Origin of the sequence: Stenotrophomonas sp. YIM B06876 (genome assembly GCF_030711595.1) — a bacterium.
Lineage (GTDB): Bacteria > Pseudomonadota > Gammaproteobacteria > Xanthomonadales > Xanthomonadaceae > Stenotrophomonas.
Map to the genome: position 1 here is coordinate 1 of NZ_JAUJUJ010000009.1, position 25,303 is coordinate 25,303.

At 67.9% G+C, this 25,303-nt stretch carries 19 protein-coding genes, 1 pseudogene and 1 riboswitch; of the genes and pseudogenes, 5 read left to right on the forward strand and 15 right to left on the reverse strand.

The window, feature by feature from the left end:
- From QZH66_RS05770 to QZH66_RS05815, 10 genes and pseudogenes are all read right to left on the reverse strand, one after another.
- Nucleotides 1-387 (reverse strand): annotated as a pseudogene (locus tag QZH66_RS05770) (oxidoreductase); the annotation flags it as partial.
- 120 nt (nucleotides 388-507) lie between these two features.
- Entirely contained in the window at nucleotides 508-1,317 is an 810-nt protein-coding gene (locus QZH66_RS05775) for an NAD-dependent protein deacetylase (protein ID WP_305805078.1), read from the reverse strand.
- A 33-nt stretch (nucleotides 1,318-1,350) separates the two neighbouring features.
- Nucleotides 1,351-1,752: an acyl-CoA thioesterase gene (locus QZH66_RS05780; protein ID WP_305805007.1), complete on the reverse strand. Its 402-nt coding sequence runs from the start codon at nucleotides 1,750-1,752 to the stop codon at nucleotides 1,351-1,353.
- Nucleotides 1,753-2,236: 484 nt separating this feature from the next.
- Nucleotides 2,237-3,334 (reverse strand): serine hydrolase domain-containing protein, encoded by a 1,098-nt coding sequence (locus QZH66_RS05785; RefSeq protein ID WP_305805008.1) that lies wholly within the window; start codon nucleotides 3,332-3,334, stop codon nucleotides 2,237-2,239.
- Nucleotides 3,335-3,582: 248 nt separating this feature from the next.
- Nucleotides 3,583-5,130, reverse strand: coding sequence for a PDZ domain-containing protein (locus QZH66_RS05790; RefSeq protein ID WP_305805009.1), 1,548 nt, complete (start codon nucleotides 5,128-5,130; stop codon nucleotides 3,583-3,585).
- A gap of 148 nt (nucleotides 5,131-5,278) precedes the next feature.
- A complete protein-coding gene (locus QZH66_RS05795) occupies nucleotides 5,279-6,301 on the reverse strand; it encodes a ribonucleotide-diphosphate reductase subunit beta (protein WP_305805010.1) in 1,023 nt (340 codons plus the stop codon).
- Between the two features lie 64 nt (nucleotides 6,302-6,365).
- Entirely contained in the window at nucleotides 6,366-6,593 is a 228-nt protein-coding gene (locus QZH66_RS05800; RefSeq protein WP_305805011.1) for a hypothetical protein, read from the reverse strand.
- Between the two features lie 144 nt (nucleotides 6,594-6,737).
- Nucleotides 6,738-9,074 (reverse strand): ribonucleoside-diphosphate reductase subunit alpha, encoded by a 2,337-nt coding sequence (locus QZH66_RS05805; RefSeq protein WP_305805079.1) that lies wholly within the window; start codon nucleotides 9,072-9,074, stop codon nucleotides 6,738-6,740.
- Between the two features lie 262 nt (nucleotides 9,075-9,336).
- Nucleotides 9,337-9,561, reverse strand: a riboswitch (cobalamin riboswitch).
- A gap of 194 nt (nucleotides 9,562-9,755) precedes the next feature.
- Entirely contained in the window at nucleotides 9,756-10,856 is a 1,101-nt protein-coding gene (gene zapE / locus QZH66_RS05810) for a cell division protein ZapE (RefSeq protein ID WP_305805012.1), read from the reverse strand.
- Nucleotides 10,853-11,524, reverse strand: coding sequence for an alpha/beta hydrolase (locus tag QZH66_RS05815; RefSeq protein ID WP_305805013.1), 672 nt, complete (start codon nucleotides 11,522-11,524; stop codon nucleotides 10,853-10,855). Before QZH66_RS05815 ends, zapE begins: the two co-directional genes overlap by 4 nt.
- Before the next feature lie 65 nt (nucleotides 11,525-11,589).
- Here QZH66_RS05815 and QZH66_RS05820 point away from each other — a divergent pair, with 65 nt between their 5' ends.
- Nucleotides 11,590-12,450: an EamA/RhaT family transporter gene (locus tag QZH66_RS05820; protein WP_305805014.1), complete on the forward strand. Its 861-nt coding sequence runs from the start codon at nucleotides 11,590-11,592 to the stop codon at nucleotides 12,448-12,450.
- Nucleotides 12,451-12,471: 21 nt separating this feature from the next.
- Here QZH66_RS05820 and QZH66_RS05825 read toward each other — a convergent pair whose 3' ends face one another.
- From QZH66_RS05825 to QZH66_RS05835, 3 genes are all read right to left on the reverse strand, one after another.
- The gene (locus QZH66_RS05825; protein ID WP_305805015.1) at nucleotides 12,472-14,193 is read right to left on the reverse strand and encodes an ExeM/NucH family extracellular endonuclease; all 1,722 of its coding nucleotides are present in this window, start codon (nucleotides 14,191-14,193) and stop codon (nucleotides 12,472-12,474) included.
- Between the two features lie 74 nt (nucleotides 14,194-14,267).
- Nucleotides 14,268-14,786: a c-type cytochrome gene (locus QZH66_RS05830; protein ID WP_305805016.1), complete on the reverse strand. Its 519-nt coding sequence runs from the start codon at nucleotides 14,784-14,786 to the stop codon at nucleotides 14,268-14,270.
- 143 nt (nucleotides 14,787-14,929) lie between these two features.
- Complete coding sequence (locus QZH66_RS05835) at nucleotides 14,930-15,574, reverse strand: TetR/AcrR family transcriptional regulator (protein WP_305805017.1); 645 nt, start codon at nucleotides 15,572-15,574, stop codon at nucleotides 14,930-14,932.
- A 147-nt stretch (nucleotides 15,575-15,721) separates the two neighbouring features.
- Between QZH66_RS05835 and QZH66_RS05840 the strand changes: the two genes are divergently transcribed.
- The 3 genes from QZH66_RS05840 to QZH66_RS05850 all read left to right on the forward strand — a co-directional run bounded on the left by QZH66_RS05840 (nucleotide 15,722) and on the right by QZH66_RS05850 (nucleotide 20,849).
- Nucleotides 15,722-16,885 carry an isovaleryl-CoA dehydrogenase gene (locus QZH66_RS05840; RefSeq protein ID WP_305805018.1) on the forward strand — a complete coding sequence of 388 codons (1,164 nt, stop codon included), beginning with the start codon at nucleotides 15,722-15,724 and terminating at the stop codon, nucleotides 16,883-16,885.
- A 10-nt stretch (nucleotides 16,886-16,895) separates the two neighbouring features.
- The gene (locus QZH66_RS05845) at nucleotides 16,896-18,506 is read left to right on the forward strand and encodes a carboxyl transferase domain-containing protein (protein WP_305805019.1); all 1,611 of its coding nucleotides are present in this window, start codon (nucleotides 16,896-16,898) and stop codon (nucleotides 18,504-18,506) included.
- Nucleotides 18,507-18,860: 354 nt separating this feature from the next.
- The gene (locus QZH66_RS05850) at nucleotides 18,861-20,849 is read left to right on the forward strand and encodes an acetyl/propionyl/methylcrotonyl-CoA carboxylase subunit alpha (RefSeq protein WP_305805020.1); all 1,989 of its coding nucleotides are present in this window, start codon (nucleotides 18,861-18,863) and stop codon (nucleotides 20,847-20,849) included.
- A 261-nt stretch (nucleotides 20,850-21,110) separates the two neighbouring features.
- Here QZH66_RS05850 and QZH66_RS05855 read toward each other — a convergent pair whose 3' ends face one another.
- A complete protein-coding gene (locus QZH66_RS05855; RefSeq protein ID WP_305805021.1) occupies nucleotides 21,111-22,301 on the reverse strand; it encodes a putative peptide maturation dehydrogenase in 1,191 nt (396 codons plus the stop codon).
- 117 nt (nucleotides 22,302-22,418) lie between these two features.
- Between QZH66_RS05855 and QZH66_RS05860 the strand changes: the two genes are divergently transcribed.
- Nucleotides 22,419-22,763 carry an NHLP-related RiPP peptide gene (locus QZH66_RS05860; RefSeq protein WP_305805022.1) on the forward strand — a complete coding sequence of 115 codons (345 nt, stop codon included), beginning with the start codon at nucleotides 22,419-22,421 and terminating at the stop codon, nucleotides 22,761-22,763.
- Here QZH66_RS05860 and QZH66_RS05865 read toward each other — a convergent pair.
- Nucleotides 22,760-25,294: a putative peptide modification system cyclase gene (locus tag QZH66_RS05865; protein ID WP_305805023.1), complete on the reverse strand. Its 2,535-nt coding sequence runs from the start codon at nucleotides 25,292-25,294 to the stop codon at nucleotides 22,760-22,762. The two genes, QZH66_RS05860 and QZH66_RS05865, sit on opposite strands and share 4 nt — an antisense overlap.
- Between the last annotated feature and the right edge of the window lie 9 nt (nucleotides 25,295-25,303).

The following is a 25,303-nucleotide window of genomic DNA, read 5'->3' on the forward strand; positions in this document are numbered from 1 at the left end:
GATCCACGCGCGCGGATCGGCCGGGTCCAGCGTGCCGCCGCCGTCCCACGGTCGCGCGGTGGAGGCCTTGCGCCCGGCGTGCGCCAGCTGGATCCCCAGCGGCATCGACGACCATTGCCGCACCGAGGCCAGCACCGAGGCCAGCGCCGCTTCGGTGGCATCGTCCCACAGCCCCAGGTCGGCCCAGCTGATCCGGCCTTCCGGCAGCACCGCGGTGGCTTCGAGAATCAGCAGTCCGGCCCCGGATTGCGACAACTGGCCCAGATGGATGCGGTGCCAGTCGCTGGCGCAGCCATCGGTGGACGAGTACATGCACATCGGCGCGATGACGATGCGGTTGGACAAGGACAAGGGACCGAAAGCGATCGGCGAAAAAAGCTGGCTCAAAGCAGACCCGGGAAGAAAAACCGGGCGCTATTGCACTCCTGTAGCGGCGCGGACACAACCGCCCTGGTGGATCACTGTTTCGCAGCAATGGCCTGGCAGCGGAACCAGCGGAGGTGGGTATCAGTCCAGCAGGAATTCCAGCGCCGGCGCGCAAGCGGCGTCCACCTTCAGCGAGAGCAGCCCGTCGGCGCGGGTGCGGCCCAGATTCAGCGCCGCCACCGGCAAACCGGCCTGTACCGCCGTGCGCACGAAGCGGAAGCCCGAATAGACCATCAATGAAGACCCCACCACCAGCACCGCATCGGCCTGCTGCAGGTGCGCATGGGCGGCCTCGACCCGCGGCCGCGGCACGCTTTCGCCGAAGAACACCACATCCGGCTTGAGCATCCCGCCACACGCCGCGCACGCCGGCACCTGGAATCCGGTGAAATCGATCCCTTCCAGATCGGCATCGCCATCCGGCGCCGGCGTAGCAACCAGGCGTTCCCAGCCGGGATTGGCCGCCAGCAACGCCTGCTGGAACTGCTCACGCGGCAGCCGCGCTTCGCAGCCCAGGCAGCGCACCTGGTCCATGCGTCCATGCAGGTCGATCACCGCGCGACTGCCGGCGGCCTGGTGCAGCCGGTCCACGTTCTGGGTCAGCAACACCTGCAGCTGCCCGCGGGCTTCGAGCCGGACCAGTGCGCGGTGGGTGGCGTTGGGTTGGGCGTGGCCGAAACGCGGCCAGCCCAGCAGGCTGCGCGCCCAATAACGCTGGCGGGTGGCCAGCTCGGCGGTGAAGGCCTGCCAGGTCACCGGCTGCGTCCGCTTCCAGCCGCCGTCGGCATCGCGGTAATCGGGAATGCCCGAATCGGTGCTGCAGCCGGCGCCGGTCAGCACGAACAGCCGCCGATGGCGGCCGATGAACTCACGCAGCGCGGCCGGGTCCATGCCCGCCATCGACGCAGACACCGGCGCTGCCGGTCAGGCCTTGGCGGCCAGCGGGGACACCGCCGCCGGCTTGCCGTCGGCATCCAGCGCGATCATCACGAAATGACCGCGGGTGCACAGTTTGCGCTCGCCGCTGTGCAGGTCTTCGGTCACCAGTTCGACTTCGACCTTCATCGAGCTGCGGCCGACTTCGACAATGCGGCCGATGGTTTCCACCATCTGCCCGACCCGGATCGGCAGCTTGAAGTCCACCTGGTCCGACCGCGCGGTCACCACGGTGTGGCGTGAATAGCGCGCCGCGGCCAGGAACGCGGCCTTGTCCATCCATGCCAGCGCCTGGCCACCGAACAGCGTGCCCATGTGGTTGGTGTGGTTGGGGAACACGATTTCCGCCATGCGGATTTCGGTCGGCGGATCCGCCTGGATCGAGGTCATGGGGGGCTATCACCTTGAAAGGTGCGTTGATGATACGCCCCAGGCCTGTGCGCCTGATCTATCGGCCACGCCGGGCAGGTCGAAATGCACGCGCAGGAACAAGCGCCCGGTTTTCCCGGCAGCCGTGCGCTGATGCGGGCAGCGCACGCGGCGATCGCCGCTTGTGTCGGCGGCAAGGGCGGGACTGGATGGGTAAACCCGGCACGTTGGGCGGTGCGGTTTGAATGCTGGAGATGGGGAGGGTGCAGCCAGGGCCGGCATGGGCTCGGTGCCAGTTGCAGTGGTGCTGCCGGGCATGCTGGCCCGCTGCTCGGGGCAAGCGCAGGAACGCGCATAGGCCGATCCGCGCAAGCTGGTTTGGGCCAGACGTCCGGCCTTGCCGTTGGTGCGTGGCGGGCAAGCACGCGTGCTTGGTGGCGCAGGCCCCGCCGACGGCAGACGCGGGATCTGTAGCAGGCGCGAACAACCGACCGGGAGATCACACCTAGAGATCGTACGAGAGCAGGTCGTGGCCGCTCGCCGCGCGCACGATGCGCTGGTGGACGAAGGAACCGCTGCCGCCGTTGGTCAGCACCACGATGCCGCGCCGGCGCTGCGCATCGCCCATCGCGAAGTTGCGGAAGATGTCGCCGTTGCTGCCGGAGTGGTAGAACACCGGTCCGTCGGCCGTCGCTTCCATGTTCCAGCCCAGCCCTTTCTCGGTCCATCGTCCGGGAAGCCGGATCTGCGGCGTGAGCATCGCCTGTCGTGTGGCCTCGCTGATTTCCCACGGCGCCCGTTGCCTGCGCGCCATCACCAGGGTCAGGAAGGTGGCGTAGTCCTGCACGCTCGTGCGCAGGCTCGCCGCCGCGTTGGCGACGATATCGCCCGGCCAGGTGACCCGTCCCGGTGGCGCCAGCGCCATCACCTCCGGCAGCGCGCGCACGGCGTCTTCGTACTTCCATGCCGACAATGGTTTGCCCCAGCGGTCGGCGACCTGCTGGGCGAAGGTCCAGTGCTCGCGGAACATCTGCGGCGGCATGCCTTCGCCGGGCCGGTCATGCGCGCGATGGCCATGGACCGAGCGCGCGGCCAGGTCGGCATTCCAGGTGTAGCTGCTGTCCTTCATGCCCGCCGGGCCGAACAGCAGCGCCTGCATCGACTGGTCCAGGCTTTGCCCGGTGATCGTCTCCACCGCCAGCTGCAACCAGAAGATGGCTTCACCGGAATAGTCGATGCGCGTTCCCGGCCTGACCATCGGCACTAGCTTTTCCGTTGCCGGCGACGTGCGCCAGTTCGGCAGGCCGGTGGAATGACGCAACACGTCGCGCGCGGTGATCCGCTCGATCCACGGATGGTCGGCCAGATAATCCGGTCGCCGGTAGCGCACCAGCGGAACATCCAGATCGATCACTGCCTGGTCCACCAGCTGCAACACCAGATAGGCGAACACCGGCTTGCCGAGAGAGGCGTCCTCGAAGATCGTGCGCGCGTCCACCGGCTGGCGGGTGAGCGCATGGGTCACCCCGAACGGCCGGCTCCATACGACTTCACCGTCTTCGACCACGGCGATGGCAACGCCGGGCACGGCGAAGGCCTCCATGAGCCGCGGCAACCGGTGGAGAAATTCATCCGGAGGAATCCACGAAGCGGACCCGTGGACGCAGGAGCGCGCCAGTGCGGTGCGAGGTAACAGGCTCGATGCGCCCGCGGCGGCGGCCAGCGCGAGGAAACGGCGGCGATCGGGCGAAAGAGGCGCCGCTCGGGAACCCGTTTTCACATTGGCGAGGTCTTCGCTGCAGGCATCAGGTTGATGGCCCGGGGCCAAAAACCGCGGGATGACCCCCTTGCTCAAGGCCCGACCGGCCACGGGAAGAGGCGCGCGCTGCCGCCATCGGCCACGATCATGTCCGCCCAGCGCTTGTCGATCAGTTCCTTCGAACGGTTGCAGAACTGCACCGCCATCTGCGAACCGCCGAAGTGCTTGTAGGTGGTGCTCATGCAGAAGGTCTCGCCGGCGAACACGCCGGAGTTGTCGTGGCAGGACGGGGTCGGGAAAGCCGCCCACTTGCCCGGATGCGCCTGGATGACGGCATTGATCAGGTGCATCACCGAGTCACCCATCGCGGCCTGGCTGGCGGGCATCTGCCAGATCGGCACGCGCAGCTGCAACGACTCCTTCGAGCGCGTGACGAGCGCCGTGCAGTACGGGCCAGCATCCGCTGCATCGGGTGCACTGGGCGCAGCGGGTGCCGGCGCAGCAGCAGTTGCCGGCAATGCGGCCGTTGCAGTGGCGGTCAGTGCTGGCAGCGCGGAGGGAACCACGACCTTGAGATCCAGCATCCGGCGCTCGCGCCACACCCGTACCGGCGCTTCGAAACCGGGGCGCAGCCGGCCGACGATGGCCGGCACGTCGCCGTCGGCGTTGACCGCCTGGCCGGCGATTTCCAGCAGCACGTCCATCGGTTTGATGCCCGCCTTCATCGCCGCGCTGCCGTTGCCGACCTCCACCACCCACGCGCCCTGCGTGGAGGACAGGCCGAGTGCCTGGGCCAGTTCGGCGCTGACGCCGGTTATCCGGATGCCCAGGCCCGTCGCCGGCAACGAGGCCGGCGGCGATGCAGCCGGCGCGGCCACGACCGGGGTCGCGCCAATGGGGGCAACTTCCGCGTCGCTGGGCGTCCACGCGATCTGGTCGAACTTCATGTTGAAGCCGTTGAAGTGCTTGAGGATCTGCCGCTGCTGGTAATCGGCCTCGGCCTGCGTATCGAACGGCAGGCAATCACCGTTCTCCGGCAGGCCATGCGCCCGCACCTGCTGCTTGAACTGCCGCGTGTAGGCGGCGGCCCGGTCGTACATGGCCATCGGGTTGCCACCGGGCAGCCTGCGCGCGAACACCGAGGTGGCCACCGTGTGGCTGCGGCTGTTGGGGACGTTGGCGTCGACCTGAAAACAGTAGAAATAGCCGGTCAACTCCGCAGGTGGCGTCGCCGCCGTGGCCGGCGACCAGGCTGCGGGCGTCCATGCCACCTCGCGCCAGTCGCCAACCTTGATGAAGTACATGCGTTTGTCCCACATCGCACGCTGCTCCTCGCGCAACGACGCGGCCTGGTCCCGGGTGGGCAGGACGAGGCAGCTCTTGCTGCCGTCGCCGCCCAGGGCCATCACGTGAGCCAGGAACTCGCTGGCCAGTTCCTGGCTGCGCTGGAAGCCGGCCGGGTCGCCGGGCGCATGGGTCACCGGGAATACCGGCGAGGCCCAGATCCTGGCCTGCGCGCTGCTGTTGTCGGTCACCGTGCAGAAGCCGAATTCCTGCGGCGGGGTGGCCGGCGTCTCGGCTTTGGCGGTGACGCAGGGCAGACTGCCGACGACCAGCGCCAGCCAAGCGAAACGCTGCATGGTTTCCCCCTGTCGACGGCACCGGTCGGGTGCTTGGCATCGGCGCGCCCAACAATAGCGGACCGACCGGTCGCCTGCAAAGCAACGCGGCGGGAACGCCATCCGCCGCCGAAGGGAGGGGCGCAGGCGTTCCCGCAGGGCCTGGGAGTCAGAACGCCATGTCGAAGCTGACCTCGCCCTGCACGCCGACCTGGTAGGCCGAGGCGCGACGCTCGAAGAAGTTGGTCAGTTCCTGCACGTCCTGCAATTCCATGAACGGCAACGGGTTGCGCACGTTGTATTTCCTGGCCATGCCCAGCTTGAGGAAGTGGTTGTCGGCGCAATGCTGCAGGTACTGGCGCATGTCGCGGGTGGAGATGCCGGCCACACCGCCGGACAGCACATCCTCGGCGAACTGCACTTCGCACTCGATCGCCTCGGCCAGCATGGCGTACACCTGCTGCTTCATGTCCTCGTCGAACAGGTCCGGCTCCTCGGCGCGCACGGTGCGCACGCACTCGTAGGCGAACTCCATGTGGCAGCTCTCGTCGCGGAACACCCAGTTGGTGCCCGACGCCAGGCCCGGCAACAGGCCGCGCGAACGGAAGTAGTACACGTAGGCGAACGCGGCGAAGAAGAACAGGCCTTCGATGCAGGCGGCGAAACAGATCTGGTTGAGCAGGAACTGGCGGCGCTGGGCACGGGTCTCGATGCGGGTCAGGTCCTGGATCGAGTCGATCCACTTGAAGCAGAACTCGGCCTTGGTCCTGATCGCCGGGATGTTCTCCACCGCCGCGAACGCCCGGGTGCGCTCGTCCGGATCGGGCAGGTAATTGTCCAGCAGGGTCAGGTAGAACTGCACGTGCAGGGCTTCCTCGTACAGCTGCCGCGACAGGTACATGCGCGCCTCGGGCGCGTTGAGGTGCTGGTACAGGTTCAGCACCAGGTTGTTGGACACGATCGAATCGCCGGTGGCGAAGAACGCGACCAGCCGGTGGATCAGATGACGGTCGGCCGGCGACATCTTCGAATGCAGGTCGGTGATGTCGATCTGGAAATTGATCTCCTCCACCGTCCACGAGTTCTTGATCGCGTTGCGGTACATCTCGTAGAAATGCGGATAACGCATCGGGCGCAGGGTCAGCTCGAAGCCGGGATCGAGCAGCATCTGCTGGGGCGTGTTTTCGGACATGTTCGGTTGCCTTGTCTTTCTTCGCCCGGTGGGCAGGCGAAGCGGGTTCGATAGTTCGGAACAGTCAGTCGCGTTCGTAATCGTCGTGCGCGTGCTGGCTGATGTAGGTGCTCAGGCCTTTGCCGGCTGCGGCAAGTTGCTTCATGCAGGCCACCTTGCGGGTACCGGCGCGGCCGAGGCTGCTGTATTCGTAAGCTTGTTCGCGGTTGCGGAATTTCACGAAGATCGAGGTGGCGGTGATCCGGTAGGCCTCGACCCCGGAGTCACCCGCACGGTTGGCGTATCGCTTCATCCCCACTCTCCATTTCGATGCCTTCACTGTCGCAGCGGCCGGACTGCAGGAAAGCACATGCCGGATCACCGCTGCGGCTGACTGTCTACAAGCTTTCCGGTGCTGCCGGGAAGAACCGGGGGTGTCCGGCCCTTCCCGATTTCCTTACTGGCAGGCCTCGCAGCTTTCCGGGTTCTCCAGCGAGCAGGCTAGCGCCTCGTCCGGCGTGAATGCCGGGGCGGGCGCGGTCACCGCCGCGTGGTTGACGGTGGTCTTGGCGATCCGGGTGGCCGGGCGCGAGCGCAGGTAGTAGGTGGTCTTGATGCCCTGCTTCCACGCGTACATGTACATCGACGACATCGCGCCGATGTTCGGGCTTTCCATGAACAGGTTGAGCGAGGCGCTCTGGTCGATGAAGGCGCCGCGCTCGGCGGCCATGTCGATCAGCGCGCGCATCGGCAGTTCCCAGGCGGTGCGGTACACCTGTCGCAGTGCGTCGGGAATCTGCGGCAGGTTCTGGATCGAGCCGTCGGCCAGCTTGATCGCATCGCGCATTTCCGCCGTCCACAGGCCCAGCTTCTTCAACTCGCCGACCAGGTAGCGGTTGACCTGCAGGAAGTCGCCGGACAGGGTTTCGCGCTTGAACAGGTTGGACACCTGCGGCTCCACGCATTCGTAGCAGCCGGCGATCGAGGCGATGGTCGCGGTCGGGGCGATGGCGATCAGCAGCGAGTTGCGCAAGCCATGCTGCTGGATGCGCGCCCGCAGGGCATCCCAGCGCGCGGTATCGGCCGGCACCACGTTCCAGGCATCGAACTGCAACGCGCCGCTGGCGGCACGGGTGTCATTGAACGAGGGATGCGGGCCACGCTCGACGGCCAGTTCGCACGAGGTCTCCAGCGCGTGGAAGTAGATCGTCTCGGCGATCTGCCGGGACAGCGCGCGCGCCTGCTCCGAATCGAACGGCAGCCGCTTTCGGAAGAACACGTCCTGCAGGCCCATGCAGCCCAGACCCACCGGCCGCCAGCGCAGGTTGCCGCGCCGCGCGGTCTCGATCGGGTAGAAGTTCAGGTCGATCACGCGGTCGAGCTGGCGCACGGCCAGCCGCACGGTTTCGGCCAGTTTTTCGAAATCGAAATCGCCGTGCACGTCGAAGTGGTTGCCCAGGTTGATCGAACCCAGGTTGCACACCGCGGTCTCGTCGTTGGAGGTGATCTCCAGGATCTCGGTGCACAGGTTGGACAGATGGATCACATTGCCCGGGCGCAGGGTCTGGTTGCTGGCGTTGTTGCACTTGTCCTTGAACGTCATCCAGCCGTTGCCAGTCTCGGCCAGCGTGCGCATCATGCGCCCGTACAGCTTGCGCGCGGAAATCGTCTTGCCGGCCTTGCCCTGCATTTCCGCCTGCACATAGGCGCGCTCGAACGCGTCGCCATACAGGTCGGTCAGCTCCGGCACCACGCTCGGGTCGAACAGCGACCATTCCTGGTCGGCCTCCACGCGCGCCATGAACAGATCCGGCACCCAGTTGGCCAGGTTCAGGTTATGGGTGCGGCGTGAGTCGTCACCGGCGTTGTCGCGCAGCTCGAGGAAATCCTCGATATCGGCGTGCCAGGTTTCCAGGTACACGCACGCCGCGCCCTTGCGCTTGCCGCCCTGGTTGACCGCCGCCACCGACGAATCCAGCGTTTTCAGCCACGGCACGATGCCGTTGGAATGGCCGTTGGTGGATTTGATCAGCGAGCCGCGCGAACGCACCCGCGAATAGCTCACGCCGATGCCGCCGCTGAACTTGGACAGCTGCGCGATATCGCCGTACTTGGCGTAGATCGACTCGAGCGAATCCAGCGGCGAATCCAGCAGGAAGCACGAGGACAACTGCTCGTGCACCGTTCCGGAATTGAACAGGGTCGGGCTGGACGGCAGGTAGTCCAGATTGCCCATGCGCTGGTACAGCGCCAGCGCCTCGGGCACGTCCTCGCTCAGCGCGCTGGCGATGCGCAGGAAGAACTGCTGCGGGGTCTCGAGCACCTTGCGCGAATGCGGATGGCGCAGCAGGTAACGGTCATACAGCGTGCGCAGGCCGAAGTAGTCGAAATGCAGGTCCAGCGACACATCGATGGCGTCGTTGAGCTTGCGCGCGTTGGTCTGCACGAAGCCCAGCAGGCGCTCGTTGATCAGGCCGACCTCATGGCCACGGGCGATCGACTGCGAGAAGGCGTGGATCTCCTGCCCGGACACTTCCTTGGCGATGAAGCTGGCCAGCAGCCGCGCGGCCAGGCGGCCGTATTCGGGCTCCTCGCCGATCAGCAGCGCGGCGGTGCGGATCGACAGCTCGTCCAGCTCCTGGGTGGTGGCGCCGTTGTACAGGCCGGAGATGGTGCGGGTGGCCACGCGCATCGGGTCCACCGCGTGCAGGCCCTCGCAGCAGCGCTGGATCGCGCGCACGATCTTGTTCAGGTCCACCGGCTCGACCACGCCGTTGCGCTTGGTCACGCTCATCGCGGTGGCGGTCGGCGGCGGGGTCAGCAGGAATCCGTCTTCGGTGGCGGCGATGGCGGGTGTTTCGGAAATGGTCACGGCGTTTCTCCATGCGTGATGCACGCAGCTCCCGTCCCTCGACAGGTGGCGGGGCCGGCGGATCCAGAGCATGGGGACGCGGTGTCGCACGGGCCGCGACGCGCGGACCGCCAGGGTCCACGTCACTACACGTGATGCACCGACCCTCTCCCCCCGGAGATTCGCGCGGCCGGCACCGCGCGGTGTGCTTCGCGCGGCTGTCGGCAGGTCTTCGGACTCATGGGCATGAAGGTCTGGCCTCCTCCTAACCCGCCGCTTCCCAAGGCCGGGGCGGCCTCAGTGCTGTGTGGCGGGGTCGTTCCCAATTACCGCTGCGGGGCAGTGCTGGAATGGCCCAAGCGGGCACCACCAGCTTCCCTTTCAATCCAGTGAGTCGCTGCTCACCGGAACCGACGGGACACAAGATAGTGGGGGCAAGTGACAGGGTCAACGCCAAATGTTGTGGATTCGCGTCGCGGCCTTGAAGCGCAAGGGTTGCCCGTGTGCGGCCGTTGCCGCGCAGCCGCGCGTTGGCGCCGTCCGCGCACGGGTCGCCCGCCTGTAGCGCCGGGCAACGCCCGGCGGCGACCTTGCACACCGCAGCCGGCGGGGCGCTGTCCCGCGCTACGCGAGGTGCGCGGTGCCCAGGTATTCGGCGCTCTGCATTTCGATCAGTCGCGAGGCCGTGCGCTCGAACGCGCCGGCCAGCCGGGTGCCGCTGTACAGCAGGGGCGGCACCGCCTGCGCGGTGCACACCAGGTTGACCTGGCGGTCGTACAGTTCGTCGATCAGATTGACGAAGCGGCGCGCGGCATCCTCGTTCATGCGATTGAAATGCGGGATGCCCCCGAGCAGCACGGTGTTGAACTCGTGCGCGATCTCGATGTAGTCCGACGGCCCGCGCGGGCCTTCGCACAACGCGGGAAAATCGAACCAGGCGATGCTCTTGCCGCGACCGCGCACCGCGATCTTGCGGCCTTCGATCTGGATGTTGCCGGCGCGGGCGGGTTCGGCACCGCTCAACTCGGCCCAGCGCGAGGCCAGCCACGCGTCACCGCCCTCATCCAGCGGCGCGCGGTACACCGGCGAACGCGTCAGCGCGCGCATGCGGTAGTCCTCGGTGCCTTCGGCGTACAGCTCCACGCAGTAGTTCTGCAGCAGCGCGATCGCCGGCAGGAAGCTCTCCCGCTGCAGGCCGTGCAGATACAGGTTTTCCGGTGCGGTGTTGGAGGTGGTGACCAGGGTCACGCCTTCGGCGAACAGGCGCTCCAGCAGCCGCGCCAGCAGCATCGCATCGCCGATGTCGGTGACGAAGAATTCGTCCAGCACCAGCACCCGCAGCTTGGCGCGCCACTCCTGCGCGATCTTGGCCAGCGGGTCGCTCTGCCCCTGGTGTTCGCGCAGGCGCTCGTTGATGCCGCGCATGAAACGGTGGAAGTGGGTGCGGTACTTCTGTTCGATCGGCAAGCCGTCGTAGAACAGGTCGACCAGGAACGTCTTGCCGCGGCCGACGCCACCCCAGAAATACAGGCCTTTCACCGGCTCGGGCTTTTTCCAGAACGCCGACAGCCGGTCCAGCCAGCCGTCCTGCGCCGAATCGACCAGCGCGTCGTGGATGCGGTCCAGCTCGGCCAGCGCCGCATGCTGGGCCGGATCGTCGCGCCAATCGCCGCGCGCCACCCCGGCGGCATAGCGCAGGGTGGGGGTCGTTGCGGCCGTGCTCACGTGCCGTTTTCCGGCAGCCAGGGGCGCACCTCGTGCTGCAGCACCCCGCGCAGATCGATCAGCTTGCGGTGGAAGAAGTGGCTGGTGTCGGGCATGCGCACCAGCTGCGGTGGCTGCTGCAGCGTCGCCAGCCAGTCGTAGACCGCCTGCGGATCCACCACCTCGTCGGCCTCGCCCTGGATCACCAGCCAGCGCGCTGGCGGCTGCAGATCGCCGAAGTCCCAGCTGCGACGCCCGGCCGGCGGTGCGATCGAAATCAGCGCGGCCGGCTGCACCGCCTGCGCGGCGCGCAACGCGACATACGCACCAAAGCTGAAGCCGCCCAGCCACAGCGCGTGCCCGGGCCGCTGCGCGCGCACCCAGTCCACCACGGCGCGCAGATCCTGCTGCTCGCCCTGTCCATTGTCGAAGCTGCCGGCCGACTGGCCGACGCTGCGGAAATTGAACCGCACCACGGTGATGCCGAGGTCGCGCAGCGCGCGCGCGGCCATCGTCACCACCTTGTTGTGCATGCTGCCGCCCTCGGTGGACAACGGGTGACAGAACACCGCCACCACCGGCTGCGGGGCAACGTCGGCATCGGGCAGATCGACCGCCACTTCCAGCGGACCGGCCGGGCCGGCCAGCATCAAGGTGGCGGATTGGCCGGGAAAAGGAGGATTGTGCATGGCGGCATAATACCGGCCCGGCCGCGGCACTTCATCGCCGGGCTCCTTCCTGGCGGCGGATATCGATGCTTTTCCTGATCCTGAGCGTGTTGTGCAGTGTGAGCGTGGGCGTGCTGCTGAAGTGGAGCGGGCGCCGCGGAATCGATGCCGCCCAGGCCATCACCTGGAACTATCTGGCCGCCAGCGCACTGGCGTGGTGGCTGTTGCGGCCCTCGCTGGAAAGCCTGGGCACCGCGTCCACGCCGTGGCCGGCGCTGCTGACGCTGGCCGTGGTGTTGCCCGGCATTTTCGTGGTGATGGCGCGCGCATTGCGCGAGGCCGGCATCGTCCGCACCGATGCGGCGCAACGGCTGTCGCTGCTGCTGTCGCTGGCGGCGGCGTTCGCGCTGTTCGGCGAGCGTTTCCAGCTGTTGAAGCTGGCCGGGGTCGCGACCGGCCTGGTGGCCATGGCCGGGATCCTGCACAAGCCGGACACCGGCGCGGCGCAACGCGGCGCATGGCCGTGGCTGCTCGGGGTGTGGATCGGCTATGCGCTGGTGGACATCCTGCTCAAACAGGTGGCGCGCGCCGGCACACCGTCGACCTCGGCCCTGCTGGTGAGCTTCGCGCTGGCGTTCGTGCTGATGCTGGGCTGGCAGCTGTGGCGCCATGCCCGTGGCCGCCCCCGGCTGGGGTGGCGCCCGCTGTGGACCGGGCTGGCGCTGGGCACCCTCAACTTCGGCAACATCCTGTTCTACATCCGCGCCCACCAGGCACTGCCGGACAGCCCGGCCACCGTGTTTGCCGGCATGAATATCGGCGTGGTGGCGCTGGGCACGCTGGCCGGAGTGACGCTGTTCGGTGAACGCACCAGCGTCCGCAACCGGATCGGGCTGGCGCTGGCGGTCGTGGCGATCGGACTGATCGCGCTGGGCGCACGCGGCTGAGCCCCGGCGCCCGCGCCCGGGTTACAGGTCGAAACCGAGCAGCAGCGGATCGTGGTCGGAGCTGCGCCACGGCCCGGGCACATCGCGCCCCTGGTAGCCGGCATCGTCGGCTTCATCGGCATTGGTGTGCCACTCGGCCGCACCGCGCAGCAGGCGGGCCATGCCTGGATTGAGCAGCGCGTGGTCGAGCCGTCCGCTCAGGCCGTTGTAGACATAGCTGTAGGGATGCTCGACCTTGGCCACCGCAAACGCGTCGCGCCAGCCGTCGGCATGCAGCTGACGCACCGGGTCTTCCAGCGCGTAGGCGTTGAGGTCTCCCAGCAGCACCGCATTGCGCGCCCGGCTGCCGGTGGGGTCGCCCAGCAACCAGCGGTGCAGCAGCCGCGCCGATTCGGTGCGGGTCGCATTCCAGCAGGCCTGGCCGTCATTCTGGTCGGCGTCGGCGCCGCTGGCTTCCGAACAGCCCTTGGATTTGAAATGGTTGGCCACGACCACGAACGGCTGGCCCTTGCCGCGCCGGAACGCCTGCGCCAACGGTACCCGGCTGCGCTCGCCGAAGGGCTCTTGCTCCAGCACTGCCGGTTTGCCGACCGGGCTGACCCGCGAGCTGCGATAGATGATGCCGACCCGGATCGGGTTGGTGCCGGGGCCGTGTTTGGCATCGACAAACTTCCAGTCGCCGTGCTTGCCCTGGCCCTCATTGAGCGCCCGCACCAGCTGCGCGATCGCCGAGTCCGGGCCATAGCCGTCGTTCTCCAGCTCCATCAGCGCGGCCACGTCGGCGTTCAGGGCGCCAATGGTGGTGACCAGCTTGGCCTGCTGCGCCAGCAGCTGCGCGTAGGTTTTGGCACCGCGCTGGGTCGGGAAGCCGCCGCCCCGGCCATCGCCGTTGAAGTAGTTCTCCAGATTGAACGCGGCGATATGCACCGAGCCGGGGACCGTCGGCGGCGCCGGGCGCTGCAGCGCCGGCAGCGGCAACGGCCGGGTCACCTGCAACCGGTACTGGCCGTCATGGCGCTGGTCGACAATGCCCTGCACCCCGACCAGCTGCATGCCGGTACGCAAGGTCGCGTCCGCTGGCAGATAGGACACGCCCGCCGGATCGCGCTGGCTGCTGCCGTCATCCAGGCGCAGGCGCCGGCGCTGGTTGTCGGCCAGCACCTGCGCATATTCCGGTGATCCCGGAATGGCCACTTCGCTGGGCTGCCAGAGGCGGCCATCGAAGGCCACGGTCAGCTCGCCAAAGCGCTGCAGCTGGTCCTGCCCGGACAGTGTCAGCGGCGCCTCGATCCGCACCTGCATGCCTTCCAGTGCTTCCCAGTCGGCCGGGATCCCGGCCAGCACCTGCACCGGCGGCGCGGGCCGCGCCGGCAGCGGCTTGAACTCGATCGCGCGCAACACGGTCAGGCTGCCGCCCTCCCCGGCCGCTTGCTCCTGCACCGTGCCGCGGATGCGCAGCCACTGCCCCACCGGCAACGGCTGCTCGGCGCCGGCGATGACAAACACCGCATCGGAGGTGGCCGGATCGCCGTCACCGCCATCCTGCACGAACACCCCGCCCAGCCCGGCGCGCATATCGGCGGTGACCATCGCTTCGATCGTCACCTGCCTGCCTTCGTAGGGACTGCGTGCCGCGCTGCCCTGCACCTGTCCAACAGCCATCGGTGCGGGCTGCAACGCCCACGCCGGAAGTGCGACCGTGACCGCGATGGCCAAGGCGGGAAGAGCGGGAAAACGAGGCATTGCACACAACTCCGGGGATAGCGGAAACAGAAGCGCCGCCCACAGGCGGCGCCGCGAATTCGGGGAAAGAAGACTTACTTCAGATTGGCCAGCATCCAGTCGACGGTGGCATGCATCTGCGCTTCGCTCAACGCCGGGTTGCCACCCTTGGGCGGCATGATGCCACCGTCCGGACCGGTGTAACCCTCGATGGCATGCTTGTAGAGCGTTGCCGTGCCCTGGGCGATGCGCTTGTCCCAGTGCGAATGGTCCAGCGTCGGCGCCATGCCGACCCCGTTGGTGTGGCAGGCGGTGCACAGGTTGTCGAAGATGACCTTGCCGTCGGTGGTGCCGCCGTAGGCAACCTGCGAAGACGCCGCCGCCAGGGCTGCCGCCTGCGCCGCCGCCTGCGCCGCGGCGCCGGTACTGCCGGCGTAGACCGCTCCTTCCGGGGCGATCCGCTGTTCGGTGCGGTGCTGGGCGGTGGGCGCGACTTCGGGCGGAATCGAGCGGTGCAGGACCACCGCAAGAATGACCAGGCCCAGCGCGACCACCATCAGGGCGGCGATCATGCTGGAAAAGCGTTTCAGGAACTCGAGGTCGTAATTCCGCACGTCTCAACACCCCTGGCAGGAAGTCGCTGACCACAGCGATCGGTCGAGTATAGACCAGCGTCCACCACTGACGACAAGGGGTCTGGCGAGGCCACTACCTGCGGCAACGCAGCATCTGCAGGCCGCTTGCGGCGGGGGTGCACTCAGCGTGCGACGCGGCCCGGACCGGTGCGCGGCGGCAGCGTGGCGCCGACCGCGCGCAGGCAAAAACCGCTGATCGCCCCGACCAGTTGCCCGCCATCACGCAGGCCTTCGCGGCTGGGTGCGGTCGGCCCCACCAGCGCCTCGGTGTAGGCGCCGACAATGCACGCCGCGGCCACGTCCAGATCCTGATCGGGCAACTCGCCGGCGGCCACGCCTTCGGCCACGATCTGCCGGAACACGTCGCCGAACAGGCGGCGGCAACGGATGCGTTCGGCATCCACCTGCGGGTCCACCGGCTCGGCGATAAACGCGTGGGCCAACCCCGGCCCGGCCATCGCCCGGCGCACGAACGAGGCGATGGCCCGTTGCAGGCGTGCCACCGCGGGCAGCGGTTCGGCCGCGATCGCGGTCAGGATGGCCAGCTCGTGTTCCACCGCGGCGGTCAGCACCTCGACGAACAGTTCCGCCTTGGACGGGAAGTGGCGGTAGATCAACCCGGTGGACACCCCGGCCTCGGCGGCCACCGCGGTCACCGAGGCGCTGCGGTAACCGCCGTCCGCCAGCAGCCGCCGGGTGGCGACCAGAATCCGCTCGCGGTTGCCCGCCAGGCGTTTTTCCATCAGTTCGGAGCGACGATAAGCCATGGCCTGATTCTAGATTCAATTATTGAATTTGTATTCACTTCTTTCCGGTTCCCCGTTAGGCTGCACCCAAACGCCCGCGCGGACGGCCCGATCCGTCACTCCTTCCCCGGTGCGCTGCCCATTCGACCGTTGTAGCGGAGCCACCCCATGCATATGCCTACCCTGAATTTCGATCTCGGCGAAGAGATCGACCTGCTGCGCGCAAGCGTGGCCCATTTCGCCGCCGCCGAAATCGCCCCGGTGGCGGCCCGCGCCGATGAGGAGAACCTGTTCCCCCATGCGCTTTGGCGCAAGTTCGGCGAGCAGGGCCTGCTCGGCATGACCGTGGAAGAGCAGTACGGCGGCACCGGCATGGGCTATCTGGCGCATGTGGTGGCGATGGAGGAGATCTCGCGCGCGTCGGGCAGCATCGGCCTGTCCTACGGGGCGCACTCGAACCTGTGCGTGAACCAGCTGCGCAAGAACGGCACCGAGGCGCAGAAGCAGCAATACCTGCCCAAGCTGTGCAGTGGCGAATATGTCGGCGCGCTGGCGATGAGCGAGCCCGGCGCCGGTTCGGACGTGGTGTCGATGAAGCTGCGCGCCGACAGACGCGGTGACCATTACCTGCTCAATGGCAACAAGATGTGGATCACCAACGGGCCCGATGCCGACGTGCTGGTGGTCTACGCCAAGACCGACATCGACGCCGGTTCGCGCGGCATCACCGCGTTCCTGGTCGAAAAGGGCATGAAGGGCTTCTCCACCGCGCAGAAGCTGGACAAGCTGGGCATGCGCGGCTCCAACACCTGCGAGCTGGTATTCCAGGACTGCGAAGTGCCGGCGGAAAACGTGCTGGGCGCGGTTGGCGGCGGGGTCAAGGTGCTGATGTCCGGGCTGGACTACGAGCGCGTGGTGCTGTCCGGCGGCCCGCTCGGGCTGATGGCCGCCGCGCTGGATGTGGTGATGCCCTACGTGCACGAGCGCAGGCAGTTCGGCGAGGCGATCGGCACCTTCCAGCTGATCCAGGCCAAGCTGGCCGACATGTATGTCGGCCTCAACGCCTGCCGCGCCTATGTGTATGCGGTGGCTCGCGCCTGCGACCAGGGCCGCACCACGCGCCAGGACGCGGCCGGCGCGATCCTGTATTCGGCTGAAAAGGCCACCTGGGCCGCCGGTGAGGCGATCCAGATCCTCGGCGGCAACGGCTACATCAACGACTACCCGACCGGGCGCCTGTGGCGCGATGCCAAGCTGTATGAAATCGGCGCCGGCACCTCGGAGATCCGCCGCATGCTGATCGGCCGCGAACTGTTCCAGCGCACCAAGTAAGGGCCCTGCCATGACCGTACTGAGCACCCGGCTGCAACCGGGCAGCGAGACCTTCGAGGCCAACCGCACCGCGCTGCAGGCGGTGGTCGACGACCTGCGTGCCACCTTGGCGCGCACCGCGCTGGGCGGCAGCGAAGCGGCCCGCGCCAAGCACAGCGCGCGCGGCAAACTGCTGGTGCGCGAGCGCATCGATGCGCTGCTCGATCCGGGCAGCGCCTTCCTGGAAATCGCGCCATTGGCCGCGCACGGCATGTACGGCGATCCGATTCCCGGCGCCGGCATGGTCGCCGGCATCGGCCGCGTGTCGGGGGTGGAATGCGTGATCGTGGCCAACGATGCCACGGTCAAGGGCGGCACCTATTACCCGATGACGGTGAAAAAGCACCTGCGCGCGCAGGAAGTGGCCGAGCAGAACCGGCTGCCGTGCATCTACCTGGTCGATTCCGGCGGTGCGTTCCTGCCACTGCAGGACGAGGTGTTCCCCGACCGCGACCATTTCGGCCGTATCTTCTACAACCAGGCCAACCTGTCGGCACAGGGCATTGCGCAGATCGCCTGCGTGATGGGGTCGTGCACCGCTGGCGGCGCCTATGTGCCGGCGATGAGCGATGAGACCGTGATCGTCAAGGACCAGGGCACGATCTTCCTCGCCGGGCCGCCGCTGGTGAAGGCCGCCACCGGAGAGGTGGTCAGCGCCGAGGAACTCGGCGGCGCCGACGTGCACACGCGCATTTCCGGCGTGGCCGACCACATGGCCGACAACGACCTGCAGGCGCTGGCGCGGGTCCGTGCGATCATCGCCAACCTCAACTGGCGCAAACCCGAACCGGCACTGGTGGTGCAGCCGCCGCGCGAACCGCGTTACCCGGCCCACGAACTGTACGGGGTGATTCCGGCCGACACGCGCAAACCCTACGACGTGCGCGAGGTGATCATGCGCCTGGTGGACGACTCGCGTTTCGACGAGTTCAAGCCGCGCTACGGCACCACCCTGGTCACCGGCTTCGCCCACCTGCACGGCTACCCGGTGGGGATCATCGCCAACAACGGCATCCTGTTCTCCGAGTCCGCGCTCAAGGGCGCGCATTTCATCGAGCTGTGCACCCAGCGCGGCATTCCGCTGGTGTTCCTGCAGAACATCACCGGCTTCATGGTGGGCCGCACCTACGAACACGGCGGCATCGCCAAGGATGGCGCCAAACTGGTGATGGCGGTGGCCTGCGCCAGGGTGCCCAAGTTCACCGTGGTGATCGGCGGCTCGTTCGGCGCCGGCAACTACGGCATGTGCGGCCGCGCCTATTCGCCCAATTTCCTGTGGATGTGGCCCAACGCCCGTATCGGTGTGATGGGCGGCGAGCAGGCCGCCAGCGTGCTGGCCACGGTCAAGCGCGACGGCATCGAGGCCAGGGGCGGGCAGTGGTCGGGCGAGGAAGAGGACAGTTTCAAGTCGCCGATCCGCGAGCAGTTCGAGCTGCAGGGCCATCCCTACTACGCCAGCGCGCGGCTGTGGGATGACGGCGTGATCGATCCGGTCGACACCCGCCGCGTACTGGGCCTGGCGTTGTCGGCCAGCCTCAATGCGCCGGTGCGGGACACGCGGTTTGGCGTGTTCCGGATGTGAGCCGGAAGTGATTCCACCGCGCCGCGCCCACCCGGCAAGAAAAAACGCTTTCACGCTCCTGCGGAGCGCGAGTCACTTTTCTTTGCTTGTGCAAAAGAAAAGCAACCAAAAGAAAGCACACCCGGACGCGGCCTGCGCCACCGCCCGGGTATGCCAACCAGCAGGACACTTTTTGCCGGCACTTCCCTGTGCCGGCGAAAAGCGGCGCACCTCCGGTGCGCCGCTTTTCGGGTATTCGTCCGGCCGGTCTGCCGTGCTCTACGCGAGGGAAAAAACGAAGCGCGACTGCCACAGCCTCCGATCCCGGCTATTGATCCAGCTACCGCCACATAGCGGAATCTCATTGGAAACAACATGTTCACCAAAATCCTGATCGCCAACCGCGGCGAAATCGCCTGCCGCGTCATCGCCACCTGCCAGCGTCTGGGCATCGCCACCGTGGCGGTATATTCCGAGGCCGACCGCGATGCCCGCCACGTGCGTCTGGCCGATGAGGCCGTCGCGATCGGCCCGGCACCGGCCCGCGAAAGCTACCTGCGCGGTGACGCCATCCTCGAGGCCGCGCGACGCAGCGGCGCCCAGGCGATCCATCCCGGTTACGGTTTCCTGTCCGAGAACGCCGACTTCGCCCAGGCCTGCGCCGAGGCGGGCATCGTCTTCATCGGCCCCTCGGCGGCGGCGATTCGCGCGATGGGCGACAAGAGCGCGGCCAAGGCGCTGATGCAGCGCGCCGGCGTGCCATTGACCCCGGGCTATCACGGCCAGATCCAGACGCCGGAATTCCTGCGCGAACAGGCTGACGGCATCGGCTATCCGGTGCTGATCAAGGCCAGCGCGGGCGGCGGTGGCAAAGGCATGCGCCGGGTCGATGACAGTGCCGATTTCATCGAGGCGCTGGCCAGCTGCCAGCGCGAGGCGCAGTCGGCATTCGGCAATGCCCACGTGCTGGTGGAGAAATACGTCGAGCGGCCGCGCCATATCGAGATCCAGGTGTTCGGCGACAGCCACGGCAACGTGGTGCACCTGTTCGAGCGCGACTGCTCGGTGCAGCGCCGTCACCAGAAGGTGCTGGAAGAAGCACCCGCGCCGGGCATGACACCCGGGCGCCGCGCCGCGATGGGCAAGGCCGCCACCGATGCCGCGCGTGCGGTGAATTACGTCGGCGCCGGCACGGTGGAGTTCATCGCCGCACCGGACGGCGCGTTCTTTTTCATGGAAATGAACACCCGCCTGCAGGTCGAGCATCCGGTCACCGAGTACATCACCGGTACCGACCTGGTCGAATGGCAGCTGCGTGTCGCCGCCGGACAGGTCCTGCCGAAGACCCAGGAGCAGCTGTCCATCCACGGCCACGCGCTCGAGGCGCGGCTGTACGCCGAAGACGCCGACCGCGGCTTCCTGCCGTCCACCGGTACCTTGCGCCACCTGCGCCTGCCTGCCGGCAGCGCGCACGTACGGGTCGACGCCGGGGTCGAACAGGGCGATGCGATCACCCCGTTCTACGACCCGATGATCGCCAAGCTGATTGTCTGGGACGTGGACCGCGACGCCGCGTTGCGGCGCATGCGGCAGGCCCTGGCCGACTGCGAAGTGGTCGGGGTGACTACCAACGCGGCGTTCCTGCGCCGGCTGGTGATGACCGGCTCGTTCGCGCAGGCCAGGCTGGACACCGCACTGATCGAGCGCGAACAGGCCGCCCTCGCCCCGAACGAAGAGGACAGTGATCCGGCGTTGTGGGCGCTGGCGGCGATTGCCGCCGTGGCGACCGCCCCGCCCGCAAGCATCGATGCGCGCGACCCGCATTCGCCGTGGCAGGCGCAGGACGGCTGGCGCCTGGGCGTCCGCGCCGCCCACCGGATCACGCTGGAACATCGCCACACGCAGCAGCTGCTGGCGGTACGCGGTGACGGGCAAACCTGGTCGGTCACGCGCGGCGACCACACGCTGCAGGCCACGGGCACCCTCAGCGGCGGTGCGCTGCGCATGCAGATCGGCGGACAGCTGCACCGTGCCACCGTCATCCGCGACGGTGCCGAGCTGCACCTGTTCGGCCGCGACGGCGCGCAGCGCTTCACCCTGCACGATCCGGTCAGCGAGGCCGACCAGTCGGTGGCCGACGCCGGCCGCCTCACCGCGCCGATGCCCGGCCGTATCGTCGCCACCCTGGTGACGCCGGGCACCCAGGTGCAGCGCGGCGCCCCGCTCCTCGTGCTGGAGGCGATGAAGATGGAACACACCCTGCAGGCCCCGGCCGACGGCACCGTGCACGGTTACCACGTGCGCGCCGGCGATCAGGTGACTGATGGTGCGGTGCTGGTGGATTTCGAGGCCACCGCTTCCTGATCCGCGCCGGGCCGGGCCGGGGCTGTGCGCTGCGTGGCTCCCCGGCGGCCCTGCGCGGCCTCGCGTGGGCTTCCGCGCTGGCGTCTGTACGTGTCGAGCCTGCAGCAACACGCAGGTCAGCGGCCTGCGGCGTCGCGCGGCGGCAGCGGCGCCCGGAACGACCGCGCCGCGCCACGGGCCGCACCCCGCAAGCGGAACAACTCCGGCCCGGCGCAGACAGCACCGTGCGCCTGCCGCCGGTTGCGGCGCCTGCCTGGCTGGCTAAAGGGGCGCCGTGGCGTCCGCAGCACGCGTCCATACCTGCGCGGCAGGATCGAATTCGGTGACCTGCCTCTGCGCGGCCCGCCAGCCAAAGCCGCAGATCGCGATCGGCCCCTCCCGCAGCGGATCCAGCCCCAGCCCCTGTTCGATGTCGACCTCATTGATCGCCGCGGTGACAAACGCCGCCAGCCCGAGCTCGGTGGCCGCGTCATACAACGCCTGGGAAATGTGGCCGACGTCGAGCACGAGCGCCCGATAGGCCTTCGCATGCTGGCGGTATTTCCACTGGCTGCGGGCATAACGCGAGGTGAGAACCACCAGCACGTGGGCATTGGCGAACCAGTGCTGGCCCGCGGTGATGCGTGCCGCGAAATCGGCAATGCCGCCGGCCACCTCGGTCAACGGCTCCAGCGCATGGGCAACCGGATGGTAGTGATAGAGGCCCGCAGGCAGCTCCTCGACCGCCTGCACCAGCAGATACGCTGCAGTGGGGTGCAGACCACCGCCGGACGGCACGTTGCGTTTGAGAAACACGGTGTCCTCATCGATCCGCACCTGCGCCTGCGCCGCCAGCACCCGCTGCAGCATCCGCACCAGATGCGCCAGCGGCAACGGCCGCGCAGCATCGAAGTTGCGGCAGGTGGCCCGTTGCGTGCGCAGCGCCTCGTAGGCATCGGCGGGCAAGCGCGGCAACGGCAATCGCTGGTGTACGGGCACCCGTTCGGCGACTGCCGGCGGCGGCGGCCCCAGCTTCTCCCTGAGTCCCGTCGCGGTCGCCAGCCCGCTGGCTTCCAGTGCGGCAACGCCGTCAGTGCCATGCCAGCGCCCGAAACGATGGGCAACCGCCGCCAGCGGCCACCAGTGGGCCTCGCGGATGGCCTGATCGCGCTCCGCGTGCCGCTCGAAGGCGGCATCCCCGCTCAACAACAAGCCGGCCTGCAGCAGCCGCTGCGCGGCGGCAGCTTCCTGGCCACTGCCCCAGACCCTCTCGGTCCAGCGGCTGGCGCTCACGCTGCCCAGCAGTTCGCGTTCGATCCGGTCGACTTCGACCTCCCGCTCCAGATGCGGGGCCAGCGCCAGCCAGCGCGAGAAGGTACGGATCCCGTCGCCGCCTTTCAGCAGTGAATCAAGCTCGAACCCGATCTCCTCGCGCGGCTCCAGAAACAGTATCGCGCAGCGTCTTATCCGCATATCGTCGCCTTCATATTCAGATGGATCGGATTCCACCCGGGACTTAACATGCCAACGGCTCGCGCCACCAGCGCGGCAACTGGAAGCCGCTTGAACCTACATGACAGGGGAAATGAAATGCAGGACCACACCCGCGCAGGACACCCGCCGTTGGCCCCCGCGTTCGCCGCCCGATTGCTGGCCGAGCTCGCCGAAAACGATGCGTTCCGGCTGCACTTTGCCGGCGACCCGGCAGCTGCGCTGCAGTCGCTGGGGCTGTCGCCAGCGGCCGCCGCCGCGGCGCTGCAGGGAAGCAGCTGCCTGAAGGTCGAGGCGCTCGCAAGCAAGCAGGACATCCGCAACAGCCGCGAACTGCTGCAGAACTACCTGACCTCACACGGATCGCACACGGTGGTGTATTGCCTTGAAGCCGGACGCACCGACGTCCTTTCCGCCAGGCAGCCACGGCAAGACCGCCCCTAGAGGCCGCCGGGCGCCAACTCCGGACGTGCGGTGCTGTTGCGGCCCGCGGCTGGAGGAGCCAGCCGGGCAAGGTCGGCGACATTCATCGCCTGGAACGTCAGCGCACCGAACGGTTCGATAAACGCCAGGCCGCGGCGGTCGAGCAGCCAGCGTTCGACCTCCCCGGCTTCGGCCTCTTCACCGGCCGCGCGAAGCGCATCGCGCAGCGCCACCCGCACCTGGAAAAACTCCGGCCCGCTCCTCACCGTCTGCCTGAGGATCGTCAGCGCGGGAATCGGTTCCCCGCGCTGCTGGAACTCTTCTGCGCGCAGCAACGCGACCGCCGCCTCCAGCACCGGATTGCCGCTGTCCCGGGACAGCGTGCCAAGCGTCTGCATGGCCTCGGGTTCCGCCGCCAGGCCAGTCCGCTGCGCCAGCCGCATCGCCGCGGCCGCCATCAACGCAAGATCCTCGCGGTCGCCGGCATCGTTGGACACTGCCGACCGCAGCGCGTCGCGCGCGACCCGTGGCATCGCGTGCGGGTCGAATCCGGCATCTTCGAGCTGCCAACCCACCACCCCGCTGGCTACCAGCAGGGCGTAGCGGATCACCAGCGGCGCATGCTCGGCCGCCTGTCGCGCCGCGGCAGCCGCAGCGAGGGCCTGCGCCCCCTGGCCCTGATCGAGTGCCAGCGCGATGCGTTCAAAATGGACGGTCAGCTGCTGATCCGCGGACAGGCTGGAAAGTATCCGGTTGGCCTCTTTGTAGCGGCCCGCCGCAGCCAGCGCCGCCGCATGCCGGCGCGTTGGCGGATAACCGCCCAGCTGCTCGGCACGGGCGAATGCATCAATGGCGCCCGCGTAGTTCCCCTGTGCCAGATGGATACGCCCTTCCAGCTCGACCGCCACGTCACGCATGGGATTCTGCGGCCCGGTGAGCACGGCGTTCTTCTGGAACGCCGAGGCATACCGGCCAACCGTGAAATCGGCCCAGGCCGACTGTGCGGTACCGGCGTAATAGTCCGGATACAGGTTGCTCAACATCTCCCAGCGGGCCGGTGCCTGCTTCCACGGCGTCGGCCCGAGTTCGGCGATCCAGGCATCCAGATACATCGCCTCGCGTGCCGGCAACCCGTCGCGCAGCGCGCGTGCCTTTTCGAGAAAGGGCAGCGCCGAGCGGTTGTCGGCCGTGGATACGTAGGTGCGGACAACTCCCAGATAGGCCAGGGCAAATTGCGGATCCAGTTCAATCGCCTTCTGGAAATAGGTACGCGCCAGGTCAAAATTGCGCGCAATGTAGAACCGGCTCCCCCACGCGTAGGCACGCAGCGCATCCAGATCGGCGGTGGCCACTTTCGGCAGCGGCTCGCTGGTCCGGCCGATGTCCGCCAGTGCCTCTCCCAGCCGACGGCGCAGCTGGTCGTTGAGGTTGTCCACGGCGGCAAGCACACCGTCCAGTCCGCTGCTGCTTTGGCTGAAGGTGTAGACCGTCGCATGGCTGGCAGGATCGACCACCTCCAGGGTGACGCGGGTACGGCCAGCGGTGCTGGTGATGGTCGGCAGCACCACCGCGCGCGCGCCATCGCGCAGTGCCACCTCCGATGCGGTGGTACGGTCCAGACGGGTCTGGAGCGGATTGCGCCGCATCAGCTTGAGCGTCTGCTGGACCTTCAGCTCGCTCAACACATTCACATAGCGCGACTGCTCCAGACTGATGCGGATCGCCTGCTGCAGCGAATCATCCAGCAACGGCTCGCCGGACAGGTTGCTGACGTCTCCGACCACCACCCAGTCGCGCTCGCCGAAGGCGATGGCCGGCTCGGGCCGGGTGAGAAGCCACGCGGCGCCCGCCAGGCCCACCAGCAACAGCAGTTCCATCGCCAGCGCCACCGGGCGCCGCCACAGCGGAAGATCACGCCAGGCTTTCGGCGTCGCCTTGGGCATGCGCAGCCGGGCGTTGCCGATCTCGCCCACCTCGTAGATTTCCTGCACGGTCGGCACGCCCTTGAAGCGCCAGCGGCCATGCGATTTCCACAACAGGCGCGCGCCGCGCTCGCCGATATCGCGGGCGCCGCGCTGGGCCAGCGTTTCGGCCACCGCCGACAGCAGCAGCTGGCCGGGCCGGGCCAACGTCATCAGGCGCGCAGCCATCGGTTTGGCCAGGCCTTCGACCTCCATCGCCTTGGCGCCGACCTTGATCGCCTCCGGACTGTTTTCCCAGACCAGCACTTCACCGACATGCAGGCCGGCACGCGCCTGCAGCTTCACCTTGAACCTGGCGCCCAGCGGGCCGAGCCCTTGGAGGTAGTCCAGGGCGAAGCCGACCCCGTCGATCGGCCGCTCGAACAGCAGCAGCAAGCCGTCCGAGCGATCGATCAACCGCCCTTTCCATTGCTGCTGCAATTGGAGCACCAGCAGATCGTGCTGCTGGAACAGTTGCGCCGCCGCGGCATCGCCCAGCTTCTCGACCACCGCCACCGAATCACAGATATCGGTGAGCAGTACCGCCTTGAGCGTCGGCGCCTGCAGCGGCGGGCCGGGCCGATCGTTCATGAGCCGGCC